The 25,844-nt window shown below is 45.5% G+C and carries 21 protein-coding genes; all 21 read left to right on the forward strand.

All coding sequences use genetic code 11. The annotated features are described in order from the left end of the window. Positions 1-195: 195 nt before the first annotated feature. The 21 genes from AC1DVJ_RS24120 (at position 196) to AC1DVJ_RS24220 (ending at position 25,702) form a co-directional block, all read left to right on the forward strand. Entirely contained in the window at positions 196-1,128 is a 933-nt protein-coding gene (locus AC1DVJ_RS24120; protein ID WP_477594124.1) for an ABC transporter permease, read from the forward strand. 3 nt (positions 1,129-1,131) lie between these two features. Further along, on the forward strand, positions 1,132-2,064 hold the full coding sequence (locus tag AC1DVJ_RS24125) for an ABC transporter permease (protein ID WP_477594126.1): 933 nt from the start codon (positions 1,132-1,134) through the stop codon (positions 2,062-2,064). Between the two features lie 16 nt (positions 2,065-2,080). Continuing rightward, a complete protein-coding gene (locus AC1DVJ_RS24130) occupies positions 2,081-3,118 on the forward strand; it encodes an ABC transporter ATP-binding protein (RefSeq protein WP_477594128.1) in 1,038 nt (345 codons plus the stop codon). After that, complete coding sequence (locus AC1DVJ_RS24135; protein WP_477594130.1) at positions 3,108-4,085, forward strand: ABC transporter ATP-binding protein; 978 nt, start codon at positions 3,108-3,110, stop codon at positions 4,083-4,085. Before AC1DVJ_RS24130 ends, AC1DVJ_RS24135 begins: the two co-directional genes overlap by 11 nt. A 156-nt stretch (positions 4,086-4,241) precedes the next feature. Beyond that, positions 4,242-5,876 carry a bacillithiol biosynthesis cysteine-adding enzyme BshC gene (gene bshC / locus AC1DVJ_RS24140; RefSeq protein ID WP_477594132.1) on the forward strand — a complete coding sequence of 545 codons (1,635 nt, stop codon included), beginning with the start codon at positions 4,242-4,244 and terminating at the stop codon, positions 5,874-5,876. 11 nt (positions 5,877-5,887) lie between these two features. Continuing rightward, positions 5,888-7,150: an adenosylhomocysteinase gene (locus AC1DVJ_RS24145; RefSeq protein ID WP_477594134.1), complete on the forward strand. Its 1,263-nt coding sequence runs from the start codon at positions 5,888-5,890 to the stop codon at positions 7,148-7,150. Between the two features lie 148 nt (positions 7,151-7,298). Further along, positions 7,299-8,381, forward strand: a complete 1,083-nt coding sequence (locus AC1DVJ_RS24150; RefSeq protein WP_477594136.1) for a DUF4349 domain-containing protein — start codon at positions 7,299-7,301, stop codon at positions 8,379-8,381. Between the two features lie 124 nt (positions 8,382-8,505). Next, positions 8,506-8,943, forward strand: a complete 438-nt coding sequence (gene mraZ, locus AC1DVJ_RS24155) for a division/cell wall cluster transcriptional repressor MraZ (protein ID WP_477594138.1) — start codon at positions 8,506-8,508, stop codon at positions 8,941-8,943. 57 nt (positions 8,944-9,000) lie between these two features. Next, entirely contained in the window at positions 9,001-9,951 is a 951-nt protein-coding gene (rsmH, locus tag AC1DVJ_RS24160) for a 16S rRNA (cytosine(1402)-N(4))-methyltransferase RsmH (protein ID WP_477594140.1), read from the forward strand. A gap of 18 nt (positions 9,952-9,969) precedes the next feature. Next, complete coding sequence (gene ftsL2 / locus AC1DVJ_RS24165; RefSeq protein ID WP_477594142.1) at positions 9,970-10,431, forward strand: cell division protein FtsL; 462 nt, start codon at positions 9,970-9,972, stop codon at positions 10,429-10,431. A gap of 84 nt (positions 10,432-10,515) precedes the next feature. Next, positions 10,516-12,765: a penicillin-binding transpeptidase domain-containing protein gene (locus AC1DVJ_RS24170; RefSeq protein WP_477594144.1), complete on the forward strand. Its 2,250-nt coding sequence runs from the start codon at positions 10,516-10,518 to the stop codon at positions 12,763-12,765. An 89-nt stretch (positions 12,766-12,854) separates the two neighbouring features. Continuing rightward, entirely contained in the window at positions 12,855-14,783 is a 1,929-nt protein-coding gene (locus tag AC1DVJ_RS24175) for a stage V sporulation protein D (RefSeq protein WP_477594146.1), read from the forward strand. Between the two features lie 109 nt (positions 14,784-14,892). Further along, a complete protein-coding gene (locus AC1DVJ_RS24180) occupies positions 14,893-16,383 on the forward strand; it encodes a UDP-N-acetylmuramoyl-L-alanyl-D-glutamate--2,6-diaminopimelate ligase (RefSeq protein WP_477594148.1) in 1,491 nt (496 codons plus the stop codon). Then, positions 16,380-17,762 carry a UDP-N-acetylmuramoyl-tripeptide--D-alanyl-D-alanine ligase gene (locus AC1DVJ_RS24185; protein ID WP_477594150.1) on the forward strand — a complete coding sequence of 461 codons (1,383 nt, stop codon included), beginning with the start codon at positions 16,380-16,382 and terminating at the stop codon, positions 17,760-17,762. Before AC1DVJ_RS24180 ends, AC1DVJ_RS24185 begins: the two co-directional genes overlap by 4 nt. Before the next feature lie 84 nt (positions 17,763-17,846). Further along, entirely contained in the window at positions 17,847-18,782 is a 936-nt protein-coding gene (gene mraY, locus AC1DVJ_RS24190) for a phospho-N-acetylmuramoyl-pentapeptide-transferase (RefSeq protein WP_477594177.1), read from the forward strand. 3 nt (positions 18,783-18,785) lie between these two features. Then, positions 18,786-20,180: a UDP-N-acetylmuramoyl-L-alanine--D-glutamate ligase gene (gene murD / locus AC1DVJ_RS24195; RefSeq protein ID WP_477594152.1), complete on the forward strand. Its 1,395-nt coding sequence runs from the start codon at positions 18,786-18,788 to the stop codon at positions 20,178-20,180. Between the two features lie 54 nt (positions 20,181-20,234). Continuing rightward, on the forward strand, positions 20,235-21,332 hold the full coding sequence (gene spoVE, locus AC1DVJ_RS24200) for a stage V sporulation protein E (RefSeq protein WP_477594154.1): 1,098 nt from the start codon (positions 20,235-20,237) through the stop codon (positions 21,330-21,332). A 7-nt stretch (positions 21,333-21,339) separates the two neighbouring features. Further along, positions 21,340-22,410 (forward strand): undecaprenyldiphospho-muramoylpentapeptide beta-N-acetylglucosaminyltransferase, encoded by a 1,071-nt coding sequence (locus tag AC1DVJ_RS24205; protein WP_477594156.1) that lies wholly within the window; start codon positions 21,340-21,342, stop codon positions 22,408-22,410. Positions 22,411-22,614: 204 nt separating this feature from the next. Continuing rightward, entirely contained in the window at positions 22,615-23,520 is a 906-nt protein-coding gene (murB, locus tag AC1DVJ_RS24210; protein ID WP_477594158.1) for a UDP-N-acetylmuramate dehydrogenase, read from the forward strand. A gap of 15 nt (positions 23,521-23,535) precedes the next feature. Beyond that, positions 23,536-24,804 carry a UDP-N-acetylglucosamine 1-carboxyvinyltransferase gene (murA, locus tag AC1DVJ_RS24215; protein ID WP_477594160.1) on the forward strand — a complete coding sequence of 423 codons (1,269 nt, stop codon included), beginning with the start codon at positions 23,536-23,538 and terminating at the stop codon, positions 24,802-24,804. Positions 24,805-24,901: 97 nt separating this feature from the next. Beyond that, positions 24,902-25,702 (forward strand): cell division protein FtsQ/DivIB, encoded by an 801-nt coding sequence (locus tag AC1DVJ_RS24220; protein WP_477594162.1) that lies wholly within the window; start codon positions 24,902-24,904, stop codon positions 25,700-25,702. Positions 25,703-25,844 lie beyond the last annotated feature (142 nt).

The following is a 25,844-nucleotide window of genomic DNA, read 5'->3' on the forward strand; positions in this document are numbered from 1 at the left end:
CCGTACTCGTGCATACTTGAAAAAACCATCCATCAACGGCTTGATTCTTCCGTCGTTTGGTCAAGAGTGGGAATTGAAATGGGTTACAGTTAAGTAATTCACTAAAGTAGTATTAAGCAGAAGGGGCCGTTCGCACCTCGTGGGAGCGGCCTCTTCTAACTTTCTTGTCTTATATTTTAATAAAGGAGGAGCAATATGGTTAAGTTCATTCTTCGCCGTTTCCTATATGCGCTTATTACGTTATGGCTAATCGCAACATTTACTTTCGTCTTGATGAAAAACTTGCCAGGTAATCCACTAGGAGAAGGCGCTGAGAAGATTCCGAAAGCTACGAGAGATATGTTGATGAAGCAATACGGTCTGGATAAGCCATTGTGGCAACAGTACTTGACATTCATGAACAACATCATCCATGGCGATCTAGGAGCTTCCTTTCAATTCCCTGCTCACAAAGTAACTGATATTATCAAACAAGCTTTCCCTTCATCCTTAGAACTTGGATTGATTGCTATTGCAATTGCAATTGTAGTTGGTTTAACTTTAGGGATTATTGCAGCCTTGAAACATAATAAAGCTGGAGATTATACAGCTATGTTCATCGCGATTCTTGGTGTTTCCATCCCTTCATTCGTACTAGGACCAATGCTTTCTTATTATGTTGGTGTTAAGTGGGGCATACTTCCTGCTGGTTTATGGAAAGGTCCAGAATACAAGGTATTACCGGCTATTGCGTTGTCGTTTGGAACTATTGCCATTTTGGCACGTTTGATGCGTACATCCATGCTTGATGTATTGAATCAAGATTATATCAAAACAGCGAAATCTAAAGGTTTGTCAAATATGACGGTTGTTGTAAAACATACAATTCGTAATGCGATTTTACCAGTTATTACGATCATCGGTCCAATATTTGTAAACGTCATCACAGGTACGTTAGTTGTTGAACAAATTTTCAGTGTACCAGGTTTGGGTAAACATTTTGTATCATCGGTATATTCAAATGACTATACAATGATATCTGGATTAACGATTTTTTACTCAAGTATATTGATCGTAGTTATCTTTTTAACTGACATTGTGTATGGCATAGTAGACCCTAGAATTCGTCTTGGGAAAGGCGGGAAATAATTCATGCAAACTCCTAATGAATCAACTGAGACTAACTATAAGTTTGCTCCCGTTTCAAATAAATCTCTAACTGGTGAAGTCATTGTTAGACCTTCGCTCAATTATTGGCAGGACGCATGGAGACGACTTAAGAAAAATAGACTGGCTATGGCTGGCTTAATTATATTGGTTGCTTTAATCGTACTTTCGATTATAGTACCATTTGTTTCAAGCTACGATTATCAGACGCAAAACTTAAAAATTAAAAATGCGGTTCCAAGCGGATCACACTTTTTCGGAACGGATGACTTTGGTCGGGATTTGTGGACACGCGTTTGGTGGGGCACTCGCATATCCCTATTTATTGGTATTACAGCAGCTCTAATTGATTTGGTCATTGGTGTTATCTATGGAGGGATTTCTGCTTATTACGGTGGTAAAGTGGATGAGGTTATGCAACGTTCCATTGAGATCGTATATGCGATTCCTTTCTTGTTGATCGCCATTCTATTGATTATGGTTATTGGCTCGGGGGTTTCATCCATTATTATTGCCTATAGTATTACGGGATGGGTGCCAATGGCGCGGCTTGTTCGTGGGCAAATGTTAACGCTCAAAGAACAAGAGTTTGTACTGGCTTCACGCACATTGGGAGCATCTCCCATGAGAATAATTATGCGTAGCTTGATTCCTAATGCGCTTGGTATAATTATTGTGCAGATTACATTTGTTGTACCATCTGCGATCTTTACCGAAGCGTTCTTGAGTTTTATTGGTCTTGGTGTAAAGCCGCCGCTGGCCTCGCTGGGTAACTTGCTGTCAGACGGTGCTAACTATATTCGGTTGTTTCCGCATCGCCTCATATTCCCGACGATTATTTTCAGCTTGATTTTGTTGAGCTTCAATCTTCTCGGCGATGGGCTTCGTGATGCGCTAGATCCAAAAATGCGCAAGTAAGAAGGGGTGAATAATGATGAGCACCAATAACAATTTGCTTGAAGTTAAAGATCTTCGAGTTTCATTCCGTACCTATGCGGGTGAAGTTCAAGCTGTTCGCGGCGTATCTTTTTCTTTGAAAAAAGGTGAAGTGTTGGCGATTGTAGGTGAATCCGGTTGCGGTAAGTCCGTAACGGCACAAACGCTCATGCGTTTAATCCCTACTCCGCCTAGCTATATAAAAAGCGGTTCTATCCTGTTTGATGGTAAAGTGGACATTACGAAGCTTTCTAATAGACAGATGGAGAAAATTCGTGGCTCCGAAATGGGTATGATTTTCCAAGATCCAATGACTTCCTTGAATCCTACGATGAAAGTCGGAGATCAAATCACGGAAGGTTTGATCAAACACGAAGGTTTGAGTAAGAAAGCAGCAACCGAGAAAGCAATTGAAATTCTCAAGCTTGTAGGCATCAACTCACCTGAAGGTCGAATTCATCAATATCCACACGAACTCTCCGGTGGTATGCGACAACGTATTATGATCGCCATTGCTCTAGCATGTTCACCAAAGCTCCTCATTGCGGATGAGCCTACAACAGCACTAGACGTAACGATCCAAGCACAAATTATTGATTTGATGAAGACGATCTCTGTGAAAACGGACTCATCCATTATCTTGATTACGCATGATCTTGGTGTTGTTGCTGATATGGCTGACCGAGTTGTCGTGATGTATGCAGGTAAAATTATTGAACAAGGCACCGTAGATGAGATTTTCTATGAGCCGCAACATCCATATACATGGGGCTTGCTTCGTTCAGTGCCGCGGTTGGATACGAATGCGAATGAGGAACTTGTGCCGATTCCAGGTACACCGCCTGATTTGTTCGCTCCGCCGAAAGGGTGTGCCTTCGCAGCGAGATGTCCATATGCGATGAATCACTGTTTGGAAGAAGATCCAGCTCATTCTGTGTTGTCTGAAACACATTCAGCAGCGTGCTGGTTGCTTCACCCTGACGCACCGAAGGTTGAACGTCCTGTAGGAGTGGGAGGTACTCAACATGTCAAATAGCAACTTGAAAAAATCAGAGCAACCCATTTTGCAAATTCGCAATATGAAAAAGCATTTCAATCTTGGAAACGGCAAGATCTTGAAGGCTGTTGACAATTTTTCGATAGAAATTAAACGTGGCGAAACATTTGGTCTCGTTGGGGAATCCGGTTGTGGGAAATCCACAGCAGGTCGAACGATCATTAAGCTTTATGACGCGACAGAAGGCGAAGTTATTTTCGACGGTGAAGATGTTCATAAGCTGACTGGGAAAAAGCTGAAGGAATTTAACCGGAATATGCAAATGGTATTCCAAGATCCTTACGCATCCCTGAACCCGCGTATGACAGTAGGAAATATCATTGGCGAAGGTATTGATATTCACGGTCTATATAAAGGTGCTAAACGTAAAGAACGTATCATGGAGTTGCTTCGCGCTGTCGGCTTGAACGACGAGCATGCTAGCCGTTTCCCGCATGAATTCTCCGGTGGTCAACGTCAACGTATCGGGATTGCCCGTGCGCTTGCGATTGAACCGAAATTCATCATCGCCGATGAGCCGATCTCCGCATTGGACGTTTCCGTCCAAGCTCAAGTCGTTAACCTTTTCAAGAGATTACAAAAAGAAATGGGCTTAACGTACTTGTTTATCGCGCATGATTTGGCGATGGTTAAGCACATCTCCGATCGTATAGGGGTTATGTATTTAGGGAACCTTGTCGAGGTTACAACCTCCGATGCACTTTATGCGAAGCCGCTTCACCCGTATACACAGTCGCTGCTTTCTGCGATTCCGATTCCGGATCCAGAAGTTGAGCGTACGCGCCAACGTATCATTCTTCAAGGCGAAGTACCAAGTCCGCTCAACCCGCCAAGTGGTTGTCCGTTCCGTACGCGTTGTCCGCAAGCGATGGCGAAGTGCGCAGATTCTATGCCGCCTAGCAAAGAAGTGGAACCGAATCACTTTGTTGCTTGTCATTTATATTAATAAGCATAGCCGTCCCAATAGGGGCGGCTTTTCGTCATTAAGCTATACGTACATAATTGTAATTATAAAAAATACAGTTTTGACGATTTCAGGGCTTCCGTGTACAATCAAAGGATAGTTGTTTTATTTGTTATGAAGAGGAGACACTAGTCGCATATGCAAATGGAAACTTTTCATTGGAAGAAAAATCAGAAATTGGCGGAAGATTATATAGCGGGTATAGGTCATGTGAAGGCGTTGTTTCCGTACCATTTTGGAAACGGGGAAGATTGGCAAACTCGGGCCMGATGGTTGGACGAAGCAAGTAACGCCCCGCATGTTGATCGTGAGCGTCTTGTAGGGGTTCTACAAGCCTACAATAAGCGTATAGGGAATACAGGAGCAGCTCTGGAGCATGTGTCAGCTTTAGGTAATAAACAAACACTTGCGGTCGTAGGGGGTCAACAAGCAGGACTGTTCGGCGGACAGTTGATGATTCTTTATAAAGCAATCACGATTATCCAATTGGCGCGTGAATGGAGTGCCAAATTACAGCGTGCCGTCGTTCCGATTTTCTGGATTGCCGGCGAGGATCACGATTTCGATGAAGTCAATCACGTCCATGTTCTATCCAATACGCAGCAGATTGAGAAGCTGAAGGTGGAGCATCCGACAGGACTACGTACATCGGTTAGCCGTCTTCCGCTGTCCCCAGAAGCGTGGGAAGAAGCCTTGAATAAGCTGGACCATTCGTTGATGGATACCGAATTCAAAGCCTCCTTACTAGATAAAATGCGTTCAACTACGGAGAATGGTGCGACGCTTTCAGATGCTTTTGCACGTTGGATGGCGATGCTGTTCGGCGAGTATGGGCTTGTGCTAGTCGATGCCGATGAGCCTGCTCTACGTGCTTTAGAATCATCTATGTTCGAAGGAATCATTGATCAGAATGCTTCTTTTGCGACATCGCTGATGTCAAGTCAGGCCGAAGTTCATCAAGCTGGCTATGGGATTCAAGCCGAGGTTCATGAAGAAGCTGCGAATCTGTTTGTCTTTGCGGATGGTCAGCGATTACTGCTTCATCGTGAGGGCGAACTTTTCATAGATAAGAAAAATACGGTTAGCTTCACAAAGGCAGAGCTTGTTGATAAAGCGATAACGACACCGGACCAGCTGAGTAACAATGTGATGTCGCGTCCGCTCATGCAGGAATATTTGTTTCCAGTCCTAGCGACAGTGCTAGGCCCTGGAGAGATCGCGTATTGGGCGTTAACGAAGCATGCGTTTGAACATTTCCATATGCGAATGCCGATCGTGGTACCACGTATGGAGTTTACACTAATTGAAGGCACCATTAAGAAACAGATGGATAAATATGAACTCACGTTGACAGATGTGTTGGTACGCTTTGATGAGAAAAAGCAAGCTTGGTTGGACGCGCAAGACACGTTACAGTTGAATGAACGATTTGAAGCTGTAAAAGAGTCCTTCCTTAGCAGCTATGCGCCACTTGTCGAGTCACTTAGTTCGATTAATCCTGGTGTCAAAAAGCTTGGAGATATGAATCTAGCTAAAATCGTAGAACAGATCGATTATTTGCATCATAAGGCCAGTGAAGCGTCCCATACGCAATTCGATGCGGCGATCCGACAGTTGGACCGTGTAAGACTAACGATATTTCCGTTAGCTAAGCCGCAGGAAAGAGTGTATAATGGGTGTGCTTATCTGAATCGTTATGGGAATGCCTGGCTACATACATTACTTGAAACGCCAATACCCGTAGATGGCATGCACCGTATCTATTATTTATAGGAGGAACGAAGATGACAACAGTAACAAACAGTATAGTAACCGATATGGCGCTAGCGCCAGAAGGTCATTTGAAAATTGATTGGGTTCAGGCGCATATGCCTGTTTTGAATCGCATTCGTGAGCAATTTGAGAAAGAACAGCCTTTTAAAGGTTTGAAAGTGACTATTTCCTTGCATTTGGAAGCCAAAACAGCTTACTTAGCGAAAGTAGTTAAAGCTGGTGGTGCAGAAGTTACGATCACGGGAAGCAACCCGCTTTCCACACAAGATGATGTATGTGCGGCACTTGTCGAAGATGGTATTACCGTATTCGCAAAGTACAATCCAAGTCCTGAAGAATACAAAGAACTTCTTATCAAATCATTAGAATCCAAACCAGATCTAATCATTGATGACGGTGGCGACTTAGTGTCATTACTTCATTCGGAACGTAAAGATTTGGCTGTTAATGTACGCGGTGGCGCGGAAGAAACAACAACTGGTATTCTTCGCTTGAAAGCGATGGAGAAGGAAGGGAAGCTCGCGTTCCCGATGGTTGCTGTTAATGATGCTTACTGTAAATACTTGTTTGACAACCGTTATGGAACTGGCCAATCCGTATGGGATGGCATTAACCGTACGACTAACTTGGTTGTTGCAGGTAAAACTGTTGTTGTCGTTGGTTATGGCTGGTGTGGTAAAGGTGTGGCCATGCGTGCTAAAGGCTTAGGAGCCAATGTAATCGTTACTGAAATTGATGCGATTAAAGGCGTGGAAGCGTATATGGATGGTTTCGCAGTTATGCCGATGATCGAAGCTGCGAAATTGGGTGATTTCTTCGTAACCGTTACGGGTAATCGTGATGTTATCCGCGGCGAGCACTACAAAGTGATGAAAGATGGCGCGATTCTTTCCAACGCAGGTCACTTTGATGTTGAAGTAAACAAACCTGAGCTAGAGGCGATGTCTTCCTCCAAGCGTACGGTTCGTCGTAATATCGAAGAATACCTACTGAACGACGGTCGTAAAGTATATATCCTTGCTGAAGGTCGATTGGTTAACCTAGCTGCTGGTGATGGTCACCCGGCTGAAATCATGGATATGACGTTCGCACTTCAAGCGATGTCATTGAAACATGTGAATGATTCCTATCAATCCTTAGGTAATACAGTTGTAAATGTTCCTTATGTACTCGATGAGCAAGTTGCTCGCTTCAAGCTTGAGTCACTAGGTACGAGCGTAGATGCGCTGTCAGACGAGCAAAAGGCTTACCTAGATAGCTGGGATGAGCATTAGGATATAAATGAAATAATGCCCTTCGGTTCACTAATGTGGACTGGAGGGCATTTTTTTGAAGATGTAGACTACTTGCGTGCAACTTTCATGAACAACATTCCGTTTGGAGGGTGTATAACCTAAAAATGGAAATTGGGGGCATGAGAAAATGGGGGGTAAGACTAGATTACGTTTATCAATTATGGTTGTGTTGTGTCTTATGATGTTGGGTATGCTTGCGGGATGCGGTTCCTCCTCCGAAAGCAAACAGGACTCGGCTGCATCTTCTTCGAGTGGTGAAATGCTGAGCGTGCAGTCGTCGGGCGCCACAACAGATCAGTTCGCAAGCGCCAAAGATATGAATGTGGGTAATGCTGCTCCTGCGGCCAAAGCTGAAGCAGCTAAAGCTCAGACTACTACGGCCGCAGATAAACAGGCACCAAATGTTGTGATGCCTGCAAGTGGCAATGATCAGGAAGCTGGGTTTAACCGTAAGCTCATTTACCGAGCTAATCTCGTGATGCCAGTGGAAGATTATAGTAAAGCGCAAACTCAGCTGCGGGATCTAGTTGCACTTAGCGGCGCTTACATCTTGCAGTTCTCCGAGAATGCCAATACAGGCGAAAGGGGCGGTACCTACACGATTAAAGTGGCAGCGAATGGCTTTGTCTCCATGTTGGACGGCTTAGAAAAGTTGAGCCCTTCTCTTCAAAGGAATGTACAAGGGCAGGATGTGACGGAAGAATACGTAGATCTCAGCTCTCGTTTAGCTGCCAAACAGCTCGTTGAGGCCAGACTCCTTAGCTTCATGGAGAAAGCATCGAAGACGGATGATCTCCTAGCATTTTCTAACGAGTTAGCCAAGGTGCAAGAGACTATTGAGCAAATCAAAGGCAGAATGCGGTACTTGGATCAAAATGTTTCGTATTCTACGATCGAGTTGCGTATGTACCAACAAACGGGGAAAAAACCATTGCTTTCTGACCCTAATGAATTAACTTTAGCAGAGCGCGTTGAAAAGGCATGGGACTCTAGTCTGAACGTGTTGGTCGCAGTAATGCAAGGAGTTCTCGTATTTCTGGCAGCCGCAGTACCGGTTGTAGTGCTTTTACTCGTCATTTCTGTCCCAATCTGGGTATACAGACGCAAGAGGAACTCGCAATTGAAGGAATTAAGATTAAAGTTAAAAGAGCAAAATGCTTCTGAAAACACACTTGAAGTGTCCGAACAAGGAACAAAAGGCACAGAATAGACCTAAATACGAAATATATTTAATTAATCCTGCTAACTAAGCAGGATTTCTTTTATTTTTAGCGAATATTGATTCAAATGTGGTGAAAAGTGGTACAAAGTGGAGGGAAAGGGGGCAACATGCTATGTTTATGGGAGAATATCAACATAGCATTGACGAGAAAGGCCGAATGATAATCCCGGCTAAATTTCGTGAAGCCCTTGGCGAAGCTTTTGTCATCACCCGTGGTTTAGATCAATGTTTATTTGTATATCCGCAATCAGAATGGTTAATTCTCGAACAGAAGCTGAAAGCATTGCCATTAATGAAGTCAGATGCACGTGCCTTTACCCGTTTTTTCTTCTCAGGTGCTACAGAGTGTGAACTTGATAAGCAAGGTAGAGCCAACATTCCAGGCAATCTAATTGATCATGCGAAGCTTACCAAAGATTGTGTTGTTATTGGTGTTTCTAATCGTGTGGAGATTTGGAGTAAGGAAGTTTGGGAAAGCTATGCCAATGAGTCTGAACAGTCATTCAATGAAATAGCAGAGAAGCTGGTCGATTTTAATTTTGATTTATAGAAAAACTATGCGTACGAAGTCAGTTTTGCCAAGGCAAAGCTCTTAGGAGGACAACGAGTGTTTCATCATGTGACAGTACTTAAAGAAGAATCTGTAGAAGGTTTACATATAAAACCAGATGGCGTTTACGTGGATTGTACGATGGGAGGCGCTGGACATAGCGCGCTAATCGCATCCAAACTAGGTCCAGATGGGTTGCTCATCGCCTTAGATCAAGATGATGTCGCCTTGGCTAATGCACAATCCGTTCTGGCTCCTTATCTAGATCGCGTAGCGATTATCAAAAGCAACTTCAGAGAGATTGAGCTTGTACTACGCGGCGTACCCAAAGCTATGCGAGACGGTAAACCCCAGGTGGACGGCATATTGTTCGATCTTGGTGTATCTTCTCCACAGCTGGATGATGGTGAACGCGGATTTAGCTACAATCATGATGCAGAGCTCGACATGAGAATGGATCGAGATACGTCATTAACCGCCAAAACGATTGTAAATGAGTGGCCCGCTGACCAAATTGCACGAATTTTATTTGAGTATGGCGAAGAGAAATTTTCGAGACGTATTGCAGGTGTTATCGTAGAAGCGCGAGCGAAGAAAACGATTGAAACAACCGGTGAGCTTGTGGAATTGATCAAAGAAGGGATCCCAGCAGCCGCTAGACGGACAGGCGGTCACCCTGCTAAACGCAGCTTTCAAGCGTTACGTATCGCCGTGAATGACGAGTTAGGCGCATTTGAAGAAGCGCTTAAACAATCACTTCGTTGTTTAGCACCTCAAGGACGCATTGCGGTCATCACATTCCACTCCTTAGAGGATCGCATTTGCAAACAATTTTTTGTGAAAAATGTGGAGAAATGCACGTGCCCGCCAGCCTTTCCAATGTGCGTTTGCACGAAAGCGGGAGACTTGAAACTCGTCACGCGCAAACCTATTATACCTAGTGAACATGAATTAGAAGTCAATCAAAGAGCGAGATCCGCTAAACTTAGAATTGCAGAAAAGCTTTGACCAAGGGAGGAATAAGCGATGTCTTCATATATTCAAGGTAATTTGGCACTTGATCCGAAACGTAAACCGAATCCACAGCAGCGTGTTAAGATAAAAGAAACAACCAAGGTTGTTTATCGTAATTCTGCATTGCCTACACAAGAAAAAATGCTATACTTATTCACGGTTGTTCTTTGTGTTATTGTTGCAGGGGTTATCATTTGGCGGTTTGCTGCCATCTATCAGATGAATGCGAATATTTTGAAAATGCAAGGTGAAATTCGTGAAATTCAGGCTCAGAACAGCGCTCTTAAGCAAGAAGTAGAGAAATTGCAAAGTCCTGATCGTTTAAAAGAGGAAGCGGTGCGCCTCGGGTTTAATTTACAAGATGAGAAGCAAGGAAATGTCGTTGCACAAACAACGACGACTACGAAATCGAAATCTAGTACAACGACGGCCACGTCAAGTGGGAAAAGTACGAAATCAGCTTCTAAACCGTAATAGGCAGGTACTCATATGACAAAAAAAATTAAGCTACGTTCTTTACTAATCGGAGGGTTTTTCACCCTTCTTTTTGTTGTCCTTATGGTTAAAGTCTATTGGATTCAAGTCGTAGAAGCTTCTTGGTTGCTAGAGAAGGCGGAGAAAAGATGGGAAACCGACAAAGTGTTAGTCCCTGTACGCGGCTCGATCTTGGATCGTAATGATAAGGTGCTTGCCATAGAGGCAACGGCTTATACGATTGCGCTGAATCCGAAAGTGATCGATGCCTTGCACATTGCTGAGGATGTGACACAAGGGTTAGCGGATATTTTGAAAGAGTCCGAGGCGTCACGTGCGGAGCTAGTGATTAAGATTCGCAAGTTTGCAACCAAACAGAATTTAGATGGTACAGATTTCGCGGCGAACGTAGAAGTGAGAAACGAAGGTTGGAAGATTGAGAAGGAGAAGGCGGATCAAGTACGTACGCTCATCATCAATCTGCAAACGAAGCTTAATAAGAGCACCAAAACAAATGTAGGTATCTCGATTTTAGAAGATAAAAAGCGTTATTACCCAGGTGAAACCTTGGCATCCCATATTCTAGGGTATACGAATAAGGAAGGCGAAGCAGCACTTGGGCTAGAGCTGAAATTAAACGATACGCTGAAGGGTGTTCCCGGGATGCTTAGCTATGAGAAGGATGGCAAAGGTGTGGAGCTTCCTGATGCCAAGGTCGACTTTAAACCTGCAGAAGACGGTAACAATGTCAGGCTTACCATCGACAAAAATATTCAGTTTTATTTAGAGAACGCTTTAGCTAAAGTAAATGATAAGTGGCACCCAAAAAGCTTGACTGCAATTGCGGTTGATCCGAAAACGATGGAAATTTTAGGCATGGCGAATACGCCTGATTTTAACCCGAATACGTATTGGAATTTTGATCCACAAAAAGATTTTAGGAATGGCGCCATTTCCTCGCGTTATGAGCCAGGCTCTACCTTTAAGTTGGTTACCCTAGCAGGAGCGGTAGAAGAAGGTTTATTTAATCCGACGGAAACCTATCAATCGGGTTCGATTAAAGTTTCAGACCGCGTCTTGCATGACCATAATGGTGTTGGTTGGGGGAAAATAACCTTCTTAGAAGGACTTAAACGGTCCAGTAACGTCGCCTTCGTGAAGCTAGGAATTGAAAAACTAACACAGACTAAACTTAGTGAGTATATTGAGAAGTTTGGCTTTGAACAAAAAACCAACATTGATATGCCAGGCGAAGTATCGGGTCTAATTGATATGAAATATCCATCTGAGTATGCAACGGCGACCTATGGACAAGGAAAAGTCGTAGTTACGGCAATTCAACAAACGGCCGCTTACGCAGCGATTGCCAATGGCGGTAAATTGATGTGGCCGCATATTGTGAAGGACATTGTCGATTCCAAAACGGGTAAAGTCGTTTCATCTTTTGAACCTCAAGTGGTTAGACAAGTTGTCAGCCCGCAAACGGCTGCGCAAGTGAGCAGCTATTTAGAGCAAGTTGTGTCCGACCAAGAAGTAGGGACAGGGAAGCTTGCCTTTATGGAGGATTACCGTGTTGCAGGGAAAACGGGAACAGCCAATATCGTACTTCCTGGGGAAAAAACATATTCATCCGATACGTGGGTAATCTCGTTTATTGGCTATGCACCAGTAGAAGATCCGCGAATCCTAATTACGCTGATTGCAGATCAGCCAGATTTGGGCGGTGACTATCACCAAGGTGGAAAAGTCCTTGCGCCAGCATTTAAAGAAATCGTAAGTGAGTCCTTGCAGTATATGGGTGTAGCATCAAGCAAAAAGCCGAAAACGGTCACGAAAGAAGCGAATAGGCTTACTGTGCCGAATTTTTCGGATGTTTCTTCAAGTATTGCGAAAGGTACTGCGAAAGATATCGGTCTGTCACTCGAAGTGTTCGGCAAAGGTGATAAGGTGGTTGATCAATTCCCGAAAAAAGGCACTCAAATATTATCAACGCAGCGTATCTACGTTGCCATGCAGCCCGTTGAGGAAATGCCCCTTCCGAATCTAGTTGGCAGATCGCTTCGAGATGCCGTAGAGACGTGTTCCTTCTTCAAGGTCGATTGTCAAACCTCTGGAGAGGGCTATGTAGCAGAGCAATCTGCTGCAGATGAAGGTCGGGGAGTAACCCTTCAACTTAAGCCGCTAGGGGATAAGACGTCATCAGTGTCAGCCGGATCAACTCCTGCTACGACACCAACTGGTTCAACAACACCAACACCAAAGTCAACGCCAAAACCAACGCCAGCACCAAATTCCAAAACGGAAACGCAACGAACAGCTTCGAATAAACAGTGATCGTTAACAGCTTGTTCTAACCCCTGTTTGTCCCGAATAGTCATGTTAGGAATGAACATGTCCATAGTGGGAAGGGAGACTGAACGTTCATGCGGGCTTCTAACGTTACCGTTCGTCGCAGATTGTTTACTGCGTTAATCATTGGAACTGTCATCTTTGCTGCACTTATCATTCGTTTAGCCTATGTCCAGCTGTGGATCGGACAAGACCTCGCGAAGATGGCAGAGGAAAGCTGGCGAAGAGAAATTGCCTTTGCGCCCAAGCGAGGCGAAATTCAGGATCGCAACGGGTTGACATTGACTTATAGTATGAGTACGCCCACGATTATTGCCATTCCTGTGCAAATTCAAGATGCCCATGCAACTGCTGCTAAGCTTGCAGAAGTGCTAGAAGGCAATGAAGACGATATTTACAAGCAAATTACCAAAAAAACATCGCAAAATAATATAAGACCCTCTGGCCGTAAAATTTCGATTGAAAAGGCGCAAGAAGTTCGAGCGCTGCAATTGCCAGGTATTGTCGTAGCGGAAGATAACAAACGTTATTATCCGTATGGTTCTCTAGCTGCACATATTCTTGGCTTTGCGGGGATCGATAAAGGTCTCACAGGCATAGAGTCGAAGTATAATTCGCAATTAACAGGTCTTGCAGGCAGTATTTCCTATATGACAGATGCTGCAGGCCGAAAATTAATAGGAACTACTGATAAGTATACACCCCCCAAAGATGGGCTGAATGTGAAATTGACCATTGACAGCCATTTGCAATCGGTGATGGAACGTGCATTAGATCAGGCAATGGTGCAATATCAAGCGCAGAATGTCATTGCCATTATGATGGACCCGAATACTGGTGAGATATTGTCAATGGGTAGTCGACCTACATATGATCCTGGCAAATATATGGAGTCACCGGCCGAAACGTATAACCGGAATTTACCGATTTGGAAAACATATGAGCCTGGGTCTACCTTCAAGATCATCACGTTAGCCGCAGCATTAGAAGAGAAGAAAGTCGATTTAAAAAATGAGCAATTCTATGATCCGGGTTCTATTGAAGTCGGTGGCGCTAGACTCCGCTGTTGGAAACGCGGTGGTCATGGCAGTGAAACGATGCTGCAGGTTGTTCAAAACTCCTGTAACCCAGGTTTCGTTGTAATGGGACAACGATTAGGCAAAGAGAAATTATTTGACTATATCTCCCGATTTGGATTTGGTAAGAAGACAGGTATTGATCTTGGCGGGGAAGAGAATGGGATTATGTTCAAACCATCCCAAGTAGGTCCTGTGGAGCTGGCAACGACTGCTTTCGGTCAAGGGGTGTCCGTTACACCTATCCAGCAAATTACGGCGGTTTCCGCTGCGATCAATGGCGGCAAGCTGTTTAAACCTTATGTGGCCAAATCATTTACGAATCCAGATACAGGCGAAGTCGTTGATGTTGTCGAGCCAGAACTGGTGCGCAATGTGATTTCAGAAGATACGTCCAGACAAGTTCGTGAGGCGCTAGAGAGTGTTGTAGCAAAAGGAACAGGTCGCAATGCTTTCATCGATGGTTATCGCGTAGGCGGGAAAACAGGAACGGCACAGAAGGTCATCAACGGGCGTTATTCACCGGATGAACATATCGTTTCATTTATTGGTTTTGCTCCTGCGGATAATCCCAAAATTGTTGTCTACGCCGCAGTGGATGACCCGAAAGGAATTCAATTCGGGGGTCTGATTGCAGCTCCGTTAGTGAGAGATATCATGGCTGATGCCCTGCGCTACATGAAGGTAGAACCTGACAAAAATCAACTCGACAAAGAGTATCGGTACGGTGAAATTCCAGTTGTTGAAGTTCCGGACTTGGTTGGCGCGTCAGTTGATGATATATTAGAAGACCTGAACATGAATTTCAGACTAGCAAAGTCAGGGAATGGGAAATATGTCATTTCTCAAGCGCCTAAAGCAGGTTCGCGTGTGGATCAAGGCTCAACCATTCGTATTTTCTTATCGGATGTTGATCCTGAGAAGTAGCGGTAAGCTAAGAAAATTAAAAAAGATTTACAATTAAGACATGTTTAGCTTTTCTACTTGCATAAAATTGTCCATAATAGATAGGAATTCAAGGAAGAGAGGGTTGCTTATGAAACTGCAGGAGCTTGCTTCCGCACTGCTCATTACCCACATACATGGCGATAAAGACACGGAGATCACGGGAATTGAGGCAGACTCTCGTAAAATAAAGCCTGGGGATTTGTTTCTTTGTATACCTGGATTAACAGCTGATGGTCACGACTATGCCCCAAAAGCGATTGCGCTTGGGGCTTCTGCGCTTGTCACTGAACGTGTGCTTGACCTACCTGTCCCGCAGCTCGTTGTGAAAGATGCCCGTTATGCCATGGCGGCGCTTGCCGCCCATTTCTTTGGATATCCAAGCAAAGAGATGAAGATCATTGGGATTACGGGGACGAATGGTAAAACAACCTCAACGTATCTGTTGGAAAAAATCATCGCGGATCAAGGCCATGTAACGGGATTAATGGGCAATATCCATATCAAAATTCGGGATGAATACATAGAAAATAAAGCAACGAATACGCAGGAAGCGTTGGAGCTTCAACGTATTTTAAGAAAAATGGCTGATGCAGGAACCGATTACTGTATTATGGAGGTATCTTCTCATGGTCTAGACATGGGAAGAGTGAAGGGCATTCAATTCCGCTCGGGCATTTTTACGAATTTGACGCAGGATCATTTGGATTATCACAAAACGATGGATGCGTACGCAGCAGCAAAAGGATTGTTATTTTCTCGCCTTGGAAATGGCTTCTCTGCGGATTCGACTGCTCGTCAGTATGCCATTCTTAACGCCGATGATGAGGCTTCTCAGACTTTTCAACGAATGACTGCTGCGCAAGTCATTACGTATGGAATTGAACATGCGTGTGATGTGCGCGCTTCAGACATCCGGATGACTTCAAATGGAACGGAGTTTCAGCTGAAGTCCTTTAAGGGTGAAGCTTTCTTTCGCACGCAATTGGTAGGTAAATTCAATGTATACAATGCGTTGGGAGCGATTGCTGCTGCCTTAGCGGAAGGGTTTTCCTTGGAGTCGATTCGCACCAGCCTTGAGCGTATCGCTGTGGTTGACGGCAGGATGGAAGTTGTGAACGAGGGGCAAGATTATTTGGTTTTGGTTGACTATGCGCATACGCCTGACGGTTTAGAGAATGCACTCTCTACGGTAAGTGAATTTGCCGAAGGGAAGATCATTACCGTATTTGGTTGTGGCGGTGATCGTGACAAAACGAAGCGTCCCATCATGGGGAAAGTTGCTGCGCACTATAGCGATTTTGTGTTTGTGACCTCTGATAATCCGCGCACGGAAAATCCCGAAGCGATTCTGTCAGATATTGAGCCAGGATTAAAAGATGTTAATTACCCAGAAAATCAGTATGTTTTATTGGCTGATCGTAAAAAAGCGATACAAATGGCTATTGAAGGGGCAGGCCCTAAAGATGTAATATTGATAGCGGGAAAAGGCCACGAAACGTATCAGGATATCATGGGGGTTAAGCATGATTTCGACGATCGTTTGGTGGCTAAGGCTGCGATAAGGGGGAGAGCACAGTGATTCAGCGTACATTAGGTCAAATAGCAACGATGCTCCGCAGTGAAGTGTCAAGTAGCCATGGCGATATTTGGATTAAAGGGGTTTCCACAGATACGAGATCGATTCAGGCTGGAAGTCTGTTTATCCCGCTTATCGGTGAAAATTTTGATGGTCACCAATATGCGGAAGAAGCTTTTCAGAAAGGGGCTGCGGCGATTCTCTGGCAAGTGGATCACGGAGTGGCGCCAAGCGGCATTCCTCACATCCTCGTCGAGGATGCGCTTTCGGCACTTCAGTGCTTGGCTAAGGCCTACCGCAAAGAGCTTCCTGTGCGAATCATCGGCATTACGGGAAGTAACGGAAAGACGACGACCAAAGATTTGGTTGCAGCTGTACTCGGAAGCACTTATGAGGTTCATAAAACAAAGGGAAACCTGAATAATCATATCGGATTACCGCTTACGCTGCTGCTTCTTGAAGAAACGACGCAATTTGCTGTCGTGGAAATGGGCATGAGTGGACGCGGCGAAATTGCCTTATTGTCCGAATTAGCAGAGCCTGAAGCTGCCATCATCACCATGATCGGTGAGTCGCATATGCTTCAGTTGGGTTCTAGGGATGAGATCGCGCGGGCGAAAGCGGAGATTGTTGCCGGCATGCCAAGTAATAGCTTGATCATTTATAACGGGGATGAGCCGTTAATTGAACAAGCACTAGGTGAGTTGGACCTACCGTCAGGGTTACGTCGCATTCGATTCGGTCAGAACCAAGGGAATGATTGTTACCCAACGGATATCCGCATGGATGCGGAAGGGGCAACCTTCACCATCAATTCACCGGGCTACCCGGAATTGTTCATTCCCTTGCTCGGCACGCATAACGTCGTGAATGCGCTCGCGGCCATTGCCCTCGGCGAGGCCTTCGGCGCCTCGCCAAGTGCTGTTGCAGCGGGACTTCGCGCGCTGCAGATGACAAGCATGCGCATCGAGAAGCTCACGGCAGCCTCTGGGCTGACCGTGCTTAACGATGCGTATAACGCCAGCCCCGCCTCGATGCGGGCTGCTATTGCCCTGACCGAGCAGCTGAGCGGCTTCGGTCGGAAGTTCCTCGTGCTCGGCGACATGTTGGAGCTTGGCGAGCACGAAGAGCAGTTCCATCGCGGCATTGGCGCGATGCTGTCTCCGGAACGTGTAGACTACGTCTTCACGTTCGGTCGTCTCGGTCGCTTCATCGCGGATGAAGCGACAGCGAAATTCCCGCAGGCGCGGGTGCGCGCCTACGACGACAAGGCGCAGCTCGCGGAGGAGCTCGCCGCGCTCGCACGCGCCGAGGATCTCGTGCTCGTGAAGGGCTCGCGTGGCATGCGACTCGAGCAGGTTGTACAAAGCTTATTAGCCTAATAAGCGTAACAGCGTTAAATATATGAAATAGAGTGACGGAAATGAGCAGGGGGAACCAACGTGGAAAACGCAGTATTATTAACAATGGGTGTGGCATTTGTGCTTGCGCTAATCATGGGGCCGTTATGTATACCTATTTTACGACGTATGAAATTCGGGCAGCAAATCCGCGAGGATGGCCCCCAGGGACATCTCAAAAAACAAGGAACACCAACGATGGGCGGCGTAATTATTTTACTCGCGCTCTCCTTGGCAACGCTTCGTTTTGCGGATAAAAATACAGATTTACTCATTCTTTTATTGGCCTCATTAGGTTATGGGCTTGTTGGCTTTCTCGATGACTATATTAAAATTATTTTTAAGCGTTCCCTAGGACTTACAGCGAAGCAAAAGCTTTTTGGTCAATTATTAATTGCAGCCATTGTCTGTTATTTACTCGTTATGCAAGGACACAGCACCGATATTTATGTGCCATTCGTTTCCTACCACATCAATGCTGGATGGCTGTACTTCCCACTCATGGCGATCCTGATGCTAGGCGCATCCAATGCCGTTAACTTTACAGATGGTTTGGACGGCTTATTAGCAGGGACAAGTGCAATTGCATTCGGTGCCTACACGATCATTGCCATGAATAATACACAGCCGGAAGCGGCAATTTTCTCAGCGGCTATGGTTGGCGCGGTACTCGGATTTCTCGTCTTCAATGCTCATCCGGCTAAGGTCTTTATGGGAGACACAGGCTCCCTAGGGATTGGCGGTGGACTTGTCGCCGTGGCAATCTTAACCAAAGCAGAACTTCTTCTCGCCATTATTGGCGGAGTTTTCTTAATCGAAATTTTATCCGTTGTTATTCAAGTCGTTTCCTTCAAAACTAGAAAGAAACGCGTGTTCAAAATGAGTCCGATTCACCATCACTTTGAATTGGTTGGATGGTCCGAATGGCGAGTTGTTATTACATTCTGGGTTGTAGGTCTCGTACTTGCCGTGCTCGGATTATATATGAATGAGGTGTTGTAGAACATGAAGCATCCGCGGGATTATCGTGGACTTGAAGTGATTGTACTTGGCTTGGCTCGCAGCGGTGTCGCTGCAGCTAAGCTTTTTCATCAAAAAGGAGCTATCGTCACTGTCAACGACAAAAAGGAACGAAGTGCGTGCCCTGAAGCCGACGAATTGGAGGCTCTGGGTATTTCTGTTGTTTGTGGGTTTCATCCCGAGTCCCTCGTCCATGAAGGGGTTGCGCTAGTTGTCAAAAACCCAGGGATTCCCTATGCGGTAGAGCCTATTCGCAAAGCAGAAGAGCTGGGCATTGAGGTTGTAACAGAAGTTGAGGTTGCGTATCAATTCTGTGAAGCGCCAATCATCGGGATCACAGGCTCCAATGGGAAAACAACGACAACTACGTTAATCGGCTTGATGCTGGATGCGGCGGGCTTGAAGCCTGTTGTAGCAGGTAACATTGGTCGTGCGCTTACGGAAGCGACACCTGAGGTAACAGCTGACAATTGGATGGTTGTGGAATTAAGCTCTTTTCAATTAAAAGGTACAACATCATTCCGTCCAACGATTGGACTCCTGTTGAATTTATACGAAACGCATTTGGATTATCATGGCTCCATGGAAGACTATATCGCCTCAAAGGCGAAACTATTCGACAATCAAACAGCAGCCGACACAGCGATTTTAAATTGGGATGACGAAGTATGCCGACGTCTTATGCCAAGCCTGAAGGCGAAGCAGTTCCATTTTTCGATGAAAGAAAAGCTTTCGTTTGGCGTCTATTTTGATGCGGAAACGAACTGTCTTGTCTATGCGAACGGTCAGGCATCGATTCAATCCATCATGCCATCTTCCGAAATGGGCATTCCAGGCAGCTTTAACGTGGAGAACGCGCTAGCAGCCGCTGCAGCGGCGATTACAGCAGGAGTTGAACTATCGACGATTGCTGGTGTGCTCAGAAGCTTCAAGGGCGTAGAACACCGTCTAGAGCTTGTGAGAGAATTAGATGGCGTAACCTTTTATAATAATTCAAAAGCAACGAATTCAGCTGCTTCTGTGGTGTCGATTGAAGCTTTTAATCAACCCGTAATTTTGATAGCTGGCGGCTTGGATCGTGGTTCGGATTACATGGAACTGTTGCCAACCTTCCGCGAACGCATCAAAGGAATTGTCACTTTAGGGCAAACAAGAGAGAAAATTAGCCATATTGCTGAATTGGCAGGGATTAGCAAGGTTCAAACCGTCGATACTGCTAAGGATGCAGCGGACGCGGTTTCACAAGCCGTGCAGCTTGCCTGGCAAATGAGTGAGCAAGGGGACATCGTTCTTCTATCACCTGCTTGTGCAAGTTGGGATATGTTTCCATCCTATGAGGACAGGGGACGCATGTTTAAGGAGTCCGTGCATAACCTTTAAGTAGGGCTTATCCACTTTTATGGACGGCCCACAACTGACAAAGAGGTGTCTGTAATGGGTAAAGCACGCTCCGCTCCTGACATTTGGATTATTATTCCGACCTTGCTGCTTTTGACAATCGGCGTTATTATGGTCTACAGCGCTAGTAGTGTACTTGCGTTTCGTGAATTTGGCGATTCTTTTTATTATTTAAAAAGACAACTAATTTTCGCTGTTCTGGGCATTGTGGCGATGTTCTTCACGATGAATGTTGATTATCTGGTATGGAAACGATTTGCAAAATTAGCGCTGTTTATTTGCTTTGGTATGCTGATCATCGTATTGATTCCTGGTATTGGGGTAATCCGTGGGGGTGCCAGAAGCTGGCTTGGTATCGGGGCTTTCGGGATTCAACCTTCTGAATTTATGAAAATAGGGATGATACTCTTTCTTTCCAAAATGCTATCTGAGAATCAATCCAAGATAACGCTCCTGACCAAAGGGTTGATGCCGCCACTAGGAATTATGGGGTTGGCGTTCGGGTTCATTATGCTTCAACCTGACTTGGGAACGGGTGTTGTTCTCGTAGGGGCTTCCCTATTGATCATTTATACGGCAGGTGCGAGATTGCTTCATCTCTCCTATCTAGGTATGATAGGAGTTGCTGGTTTTATAGGACTTGTTATCGCCGCGCCTTATCGCCTTAAACGGATAACAGCCTTTCTAGACCCATGGCAGGATCCGCTTGGCGCAGGCTATCAATCTATTCAATCCCTATACGCAATTGGACCTGGTGGACTTGTAGGCCTTGGATTAGGGATGAGTCGGCAGAAGTATAGTTACTTGCCAGAGCCGCAAACTGATTTTATTTTTTCCATCATTGCTGAAGAACTTGGTTTTATTGGCGGCACATTGGTCCTGCTGCTCTTCACCATCCTAGTATGGCGGGGGATGCGGGCAGCCATCACGTCACCAGATACGTTTGCCAGCTTAATTGCTGTTGGAATTATCGGCATGATCGCCGTTCAAGTTATTATTAATATTGGCGTTGTTATTGGGATGTTTCCAGTAACCGGTATTACGCTGCCATTCATAAGTGCAGGAGGGTCTTCATTGACACTCATGCTGACATCTGTTGGCATCCTGCTTAATATATCCCGCTATTCGAGGTGACAGGGGAATGAAGACGATCGTTTTTACTGGAGGTGGCTCCGCAGGCCATGTTACCCCAAATCTAGCGCTGATGCATAAGTTGAAGCAACTAGGTTGGGAAATCAAGTACATAGGCTCGGCTACTGGTATTGAAAAAGATATAATTGATCGAGAAGGGGTTCCTTTTTACCCGATCTCATCAGGGAAATTACGACGCTATTTTGATCTCAAAAATATAAAAGACCCCTTCAAAGTCATGAAAGGTGTTTATGAATCGTATCGGTTGCTTAAACGCTTGAAGCCCGCCATTGTCTTTTCGAAAGGCGGGTTCGTTTCCGTTCCAGTCGTTCTTGGAAGTCGCATGAACAACATTCCAGTTATCATCCATGAATCCGATATGACACCAGGGCTTGCAAATAAAATTTCCATCCCATTTGCAACGAAGGTCTGTGTGACGTTTCCAGAATCACTTTCGCATATAAAAGGTGGAAAGTCCGTACTTACTGGCTTGCCCATCCGTGAACATATGGGTAGTGGGAAAGCAGCGCGTGCCCTTCAGCTATGTGATTTTCATTCTCAGAAGCCTGTGATACTAGTCATGGGGGGAAGTTTAGGATCGCAAGTGCTTAATCAAGCTGTACGCACGAACCTGGGGCGTTTACTCCAGCAATTTCAAATTGTGCACCTATGCGGCAAAGGCAATGTGTCTACGGAACATTTTCAAACCCGTGGCTATAAGCAATTCGAGTACTTGAACGAGGAGCTACCTGACGTATTGGCAATGACGGATCTTGTCATTTCTCGAGCAGGGGCAACCTCTATTTTCGAATTTCTAGGCTTGGAAAAGCCAATGCTGTTAATCCCGCTTTCCAGACAAGCAAGTCGAGGAGACCAGATTCTGAATGCAGCATCCTTCCAGAAGGCTGGTTATGCCGATGTGATCCAAGAAGAGGATCTAACCGCTGATGAACTAGCTGAACATGTCGAAGCGCTGTATAAGAACCGTGAGGCTTATAAAGCAGCGATGCAATCGCGCAATGAGAGCGACGCCGTTGCTGCCATCGTGAAGCTGATTGAAGCGCATAGCAAATCGTTGTGATTTTGTTAAAGCCTATAGGCGATTGTCACACTCTATCCGATTTTACATAAACTACACTATAACCGTGACAGACACCTAAGGCTTCATAAGTGATCAAGGAACGAAGACCGGCCAACTTCGCCCAACTCCTTATGAATGAAATGTTGGAACTTCTAACTGTTAGAACTTACATTTCGCCCTACGTTCTGTGAAGGAGGTTTTCCCATGCAGAAGTTAATAGCCGACTTAAAGGCATCAAATATTGGCGAGATAAGAACGAATGAACGACTGGCTCCCTACACCACTTGGAAAATCGGCGGTCCGGCTGATTGCTTGATTATTCCACACTCCAAAGAGCAGGTTGCTGCTGCGATCAAGTTTCTCCATGAGCGTGGCGTACCTTGGACCATTATTGGTCGAGGCTCCAACTTGTTAATCCGAGATAAAGGAATTCGAGGCGTTGTTATTAAGCTCGGTCAGACGTTAGATACACTTCGCTTTGAGGGCGCGATGGTCTTCGCTGGTGGTTCCTATTCGTTCATTAAATTGTCCGTACTCGCAGCCAAAGAAGGTTTGACCGGACTGGAGTTTGCTTCAGGGATCCCCGGTACTGTGGGAGGCGCCGTCTACATGAATGCAGGGGCTCATGGGTCCGATGTGTCACGCATACTCAAGCAGGCTGAAGTCATCCTGGATACAGGGGAATTGGTCGTCATGCAAGCAGAAGATTTAAAATATGCTTATCGACATTCTATTTTGCACACATTGCCTGGCATTGTAACAGAGGCTGTCTTTGAATTACAGCCTGGAGACCGCAACGAAATCGCAGGGGCCATGGCGGCTTACCGAGATCGGCGACTCCGCACGCAACCGCTCCAATTAGCTTGCGCAGGAAGCGTATTCCGCAACCCCGAAGGGGGATTCGCAGCGAAGCTCATCGAAGAAGCAGGCCTGAAAGGCAAACGTGTCGGTGGAGCAGAAATCTCTATGCTTCACGCCAATTTCATTGTTAACACGGGAGAAGCTACAGCCGAGGACGTTCTCACTCTTATCAACGAAGTACAGCAGATCGTAGAGCAAGCGTACGATATCAAGCTAGTACCTGAAGTTCTGGTAATGGGTGAGAGGTAAATCGGAGGTGGAATTTTGGAGAAGCTCGTTATCGAAGGTGGAAGACCTCTCACGGGAGCCATCCAGATACACGGCGCGAAAAACGCCGCATTACCAATTTTAGCTGCCTGCTTACTTGCTAGCGGCACGCATACTTTACACAATGTTCCTAATCTGCTCGATATCGACACCATGCTGCGCATTCTTCGTGCGCTAGGTTGTCGAGCCGAGCAGCAAGGAGATACGGTAACCATCACAACATCCACAGTTCATTCCTCCCACATCCCCGAAGAATTGATGGGTCAAATGCGATCTTCCATCTTTCTCATGGGTCCGCTACTTGCTAGATTCGGCAGTGTCACCGTGTATCAACCCGGCGGCTGTGCGATCGGCGAACGTAAGATCGATTTGCACCTCAAAGGCTTGCAGGCTCTTGGAGCTGACATTGAAGAATTCGCCAATAAAATTGTTTGTACCGCAGAAGCACTGCAAGGTAATGAAATCTTCCTGGACTTTCCAAGTGTAGGGGCGACCGAGAATATTATGATGGCCGCCGTGAAAGCGGAAGGCACCACTACGATTTATAATGCTGCACGTGAACCAGAGATTCAGGATTTGCAAAATTTCTTGAACGCGATGGGCGCTGACATTATTGGCGCAGGGACGGATACCATTACCATTCGCGGGGTTACAACGCTCTCTCCTTGCACGTATCGGATTATTCCAGATCGCATTGTGGCAGGTACGTTTCTAGTGGCTGCTGCGGCAACCAAAGGGAATATTACTTTGGAAAGAGTAAACCCTGCTCATTTAACCTCGGTCATCCACGTGCTTAAGCGTGCAGGTGTTCAAATCATCGCAGACGGTGATATAATACATGTAAGCTGCCCGACAAGACCTAAGGCAGTTGAACGTATCGTGACTTCGCCTCATCCATCGTTCCCGACGGATTTACAATCACAAGTCATGGTGCTTTTATCTCTAGCAGATGGACTAAGCGTGATGAAAGAAACGATATTTGAAGGTAGATTTAAGCACGTGGATGAACTGTCCCGAATGGGTGCAGATATTCGCGTAGATATGAATGCGGCCTTTATCCGCGGTGTGCCAAGGTTGTATGGGGCTACGGTTGAAGCAACTGATTTACGGGCTGGTGCTGCTCTTGTAATCGCCGGTCTAGCAGCGCATGGCACAACGATCGTTGAACAAATTCATCACATTGATAGAGGCTATGATAGGATAGAACATATGCTAGTCAGACTTGGGGCCTCTGTGCTTCGTCAAGCTCCGGTTCGCAGTGAGTAATATTTTGCGTGACAATCGCGTATCCCTTCCTGCGAGCAGGAGGGGATTCACGGTTTTCCATTTCAACAGTCATAAATACTAATAGGTGGTGCCCCTCTTGTCCGAAGATAACAAAGTACCTACGCTGCCTGTACCTAAGCCGCGAACGCGTACGAATCGGAAGCTGCTCTCATTTTTGATCATTTTTTTCATAACGGTGCTTATTATTTTGTTTTTCCAATCTTCTCTAAGTCGCATTAGTCGTGTTGAGGTTGAGGGAAATGTATTATTAGCCTCTGAAATTATTGGACAAGCTAGTCAAGTTGCCGTAGGAGACCGCTTTTTTGCAGTGAGCTCAAAGACAATTGGAGAGCGGATATCTAAGGTTCCAATGATCAAAAATGCCACCGTGAAGAAGACCTTTCCAGGTGTGATTCACATTCAGGTAGAAGAATTCCCGAAAGTTGCATTTCAAATTGATCCTGACGGTAAAAAGCAAGCAGTGCTTGCAGATGGCAGTGTCATTCTACTGCCTGTTGGAAGCGGTATCCCGCTTGATATGCCAATTTTAACGGGGTGGAGCGATAATGACCCTAACAAAGTTGCACTTTGTAAAGTACTAGACGAAATCCCGCAGAGTGCGTTATCCGATGTTTCTGAGATTAAGCCTGATCCTTCGGAATCATACCCTGACAAAATTAAGATTTATACGCGATCACAATTCGAGATCCACACAACGATCGCCTATCTGCCGGATAAGATTGATAATTTGCCAGGTTATATTGCTGGTTTAGTAGAGGATCACATTACGAATGGGGTCATCACCATGCTCGAAGTCGAATATCATACGCCATTTGCAACAAGCGGAGAGCCCAAAGCAGATCCCAAGATTACGCCGAAACCAACACCAAAACCGTAACAACTGCCATAGTGTGGGGTTACTAACAAAAAAACGCAGCTAAGACTACTCAATCTCTGAAAAAAATGTTAAAATTAGTTTTATGGTTAAATAGGCTCTATCTGCTTACTGTATTTTTTCATATATTTACTAGACGAGAATG

It is taken from the genome of Paenibacillus sp. P4_A9 (assembly GCF_056402415.1).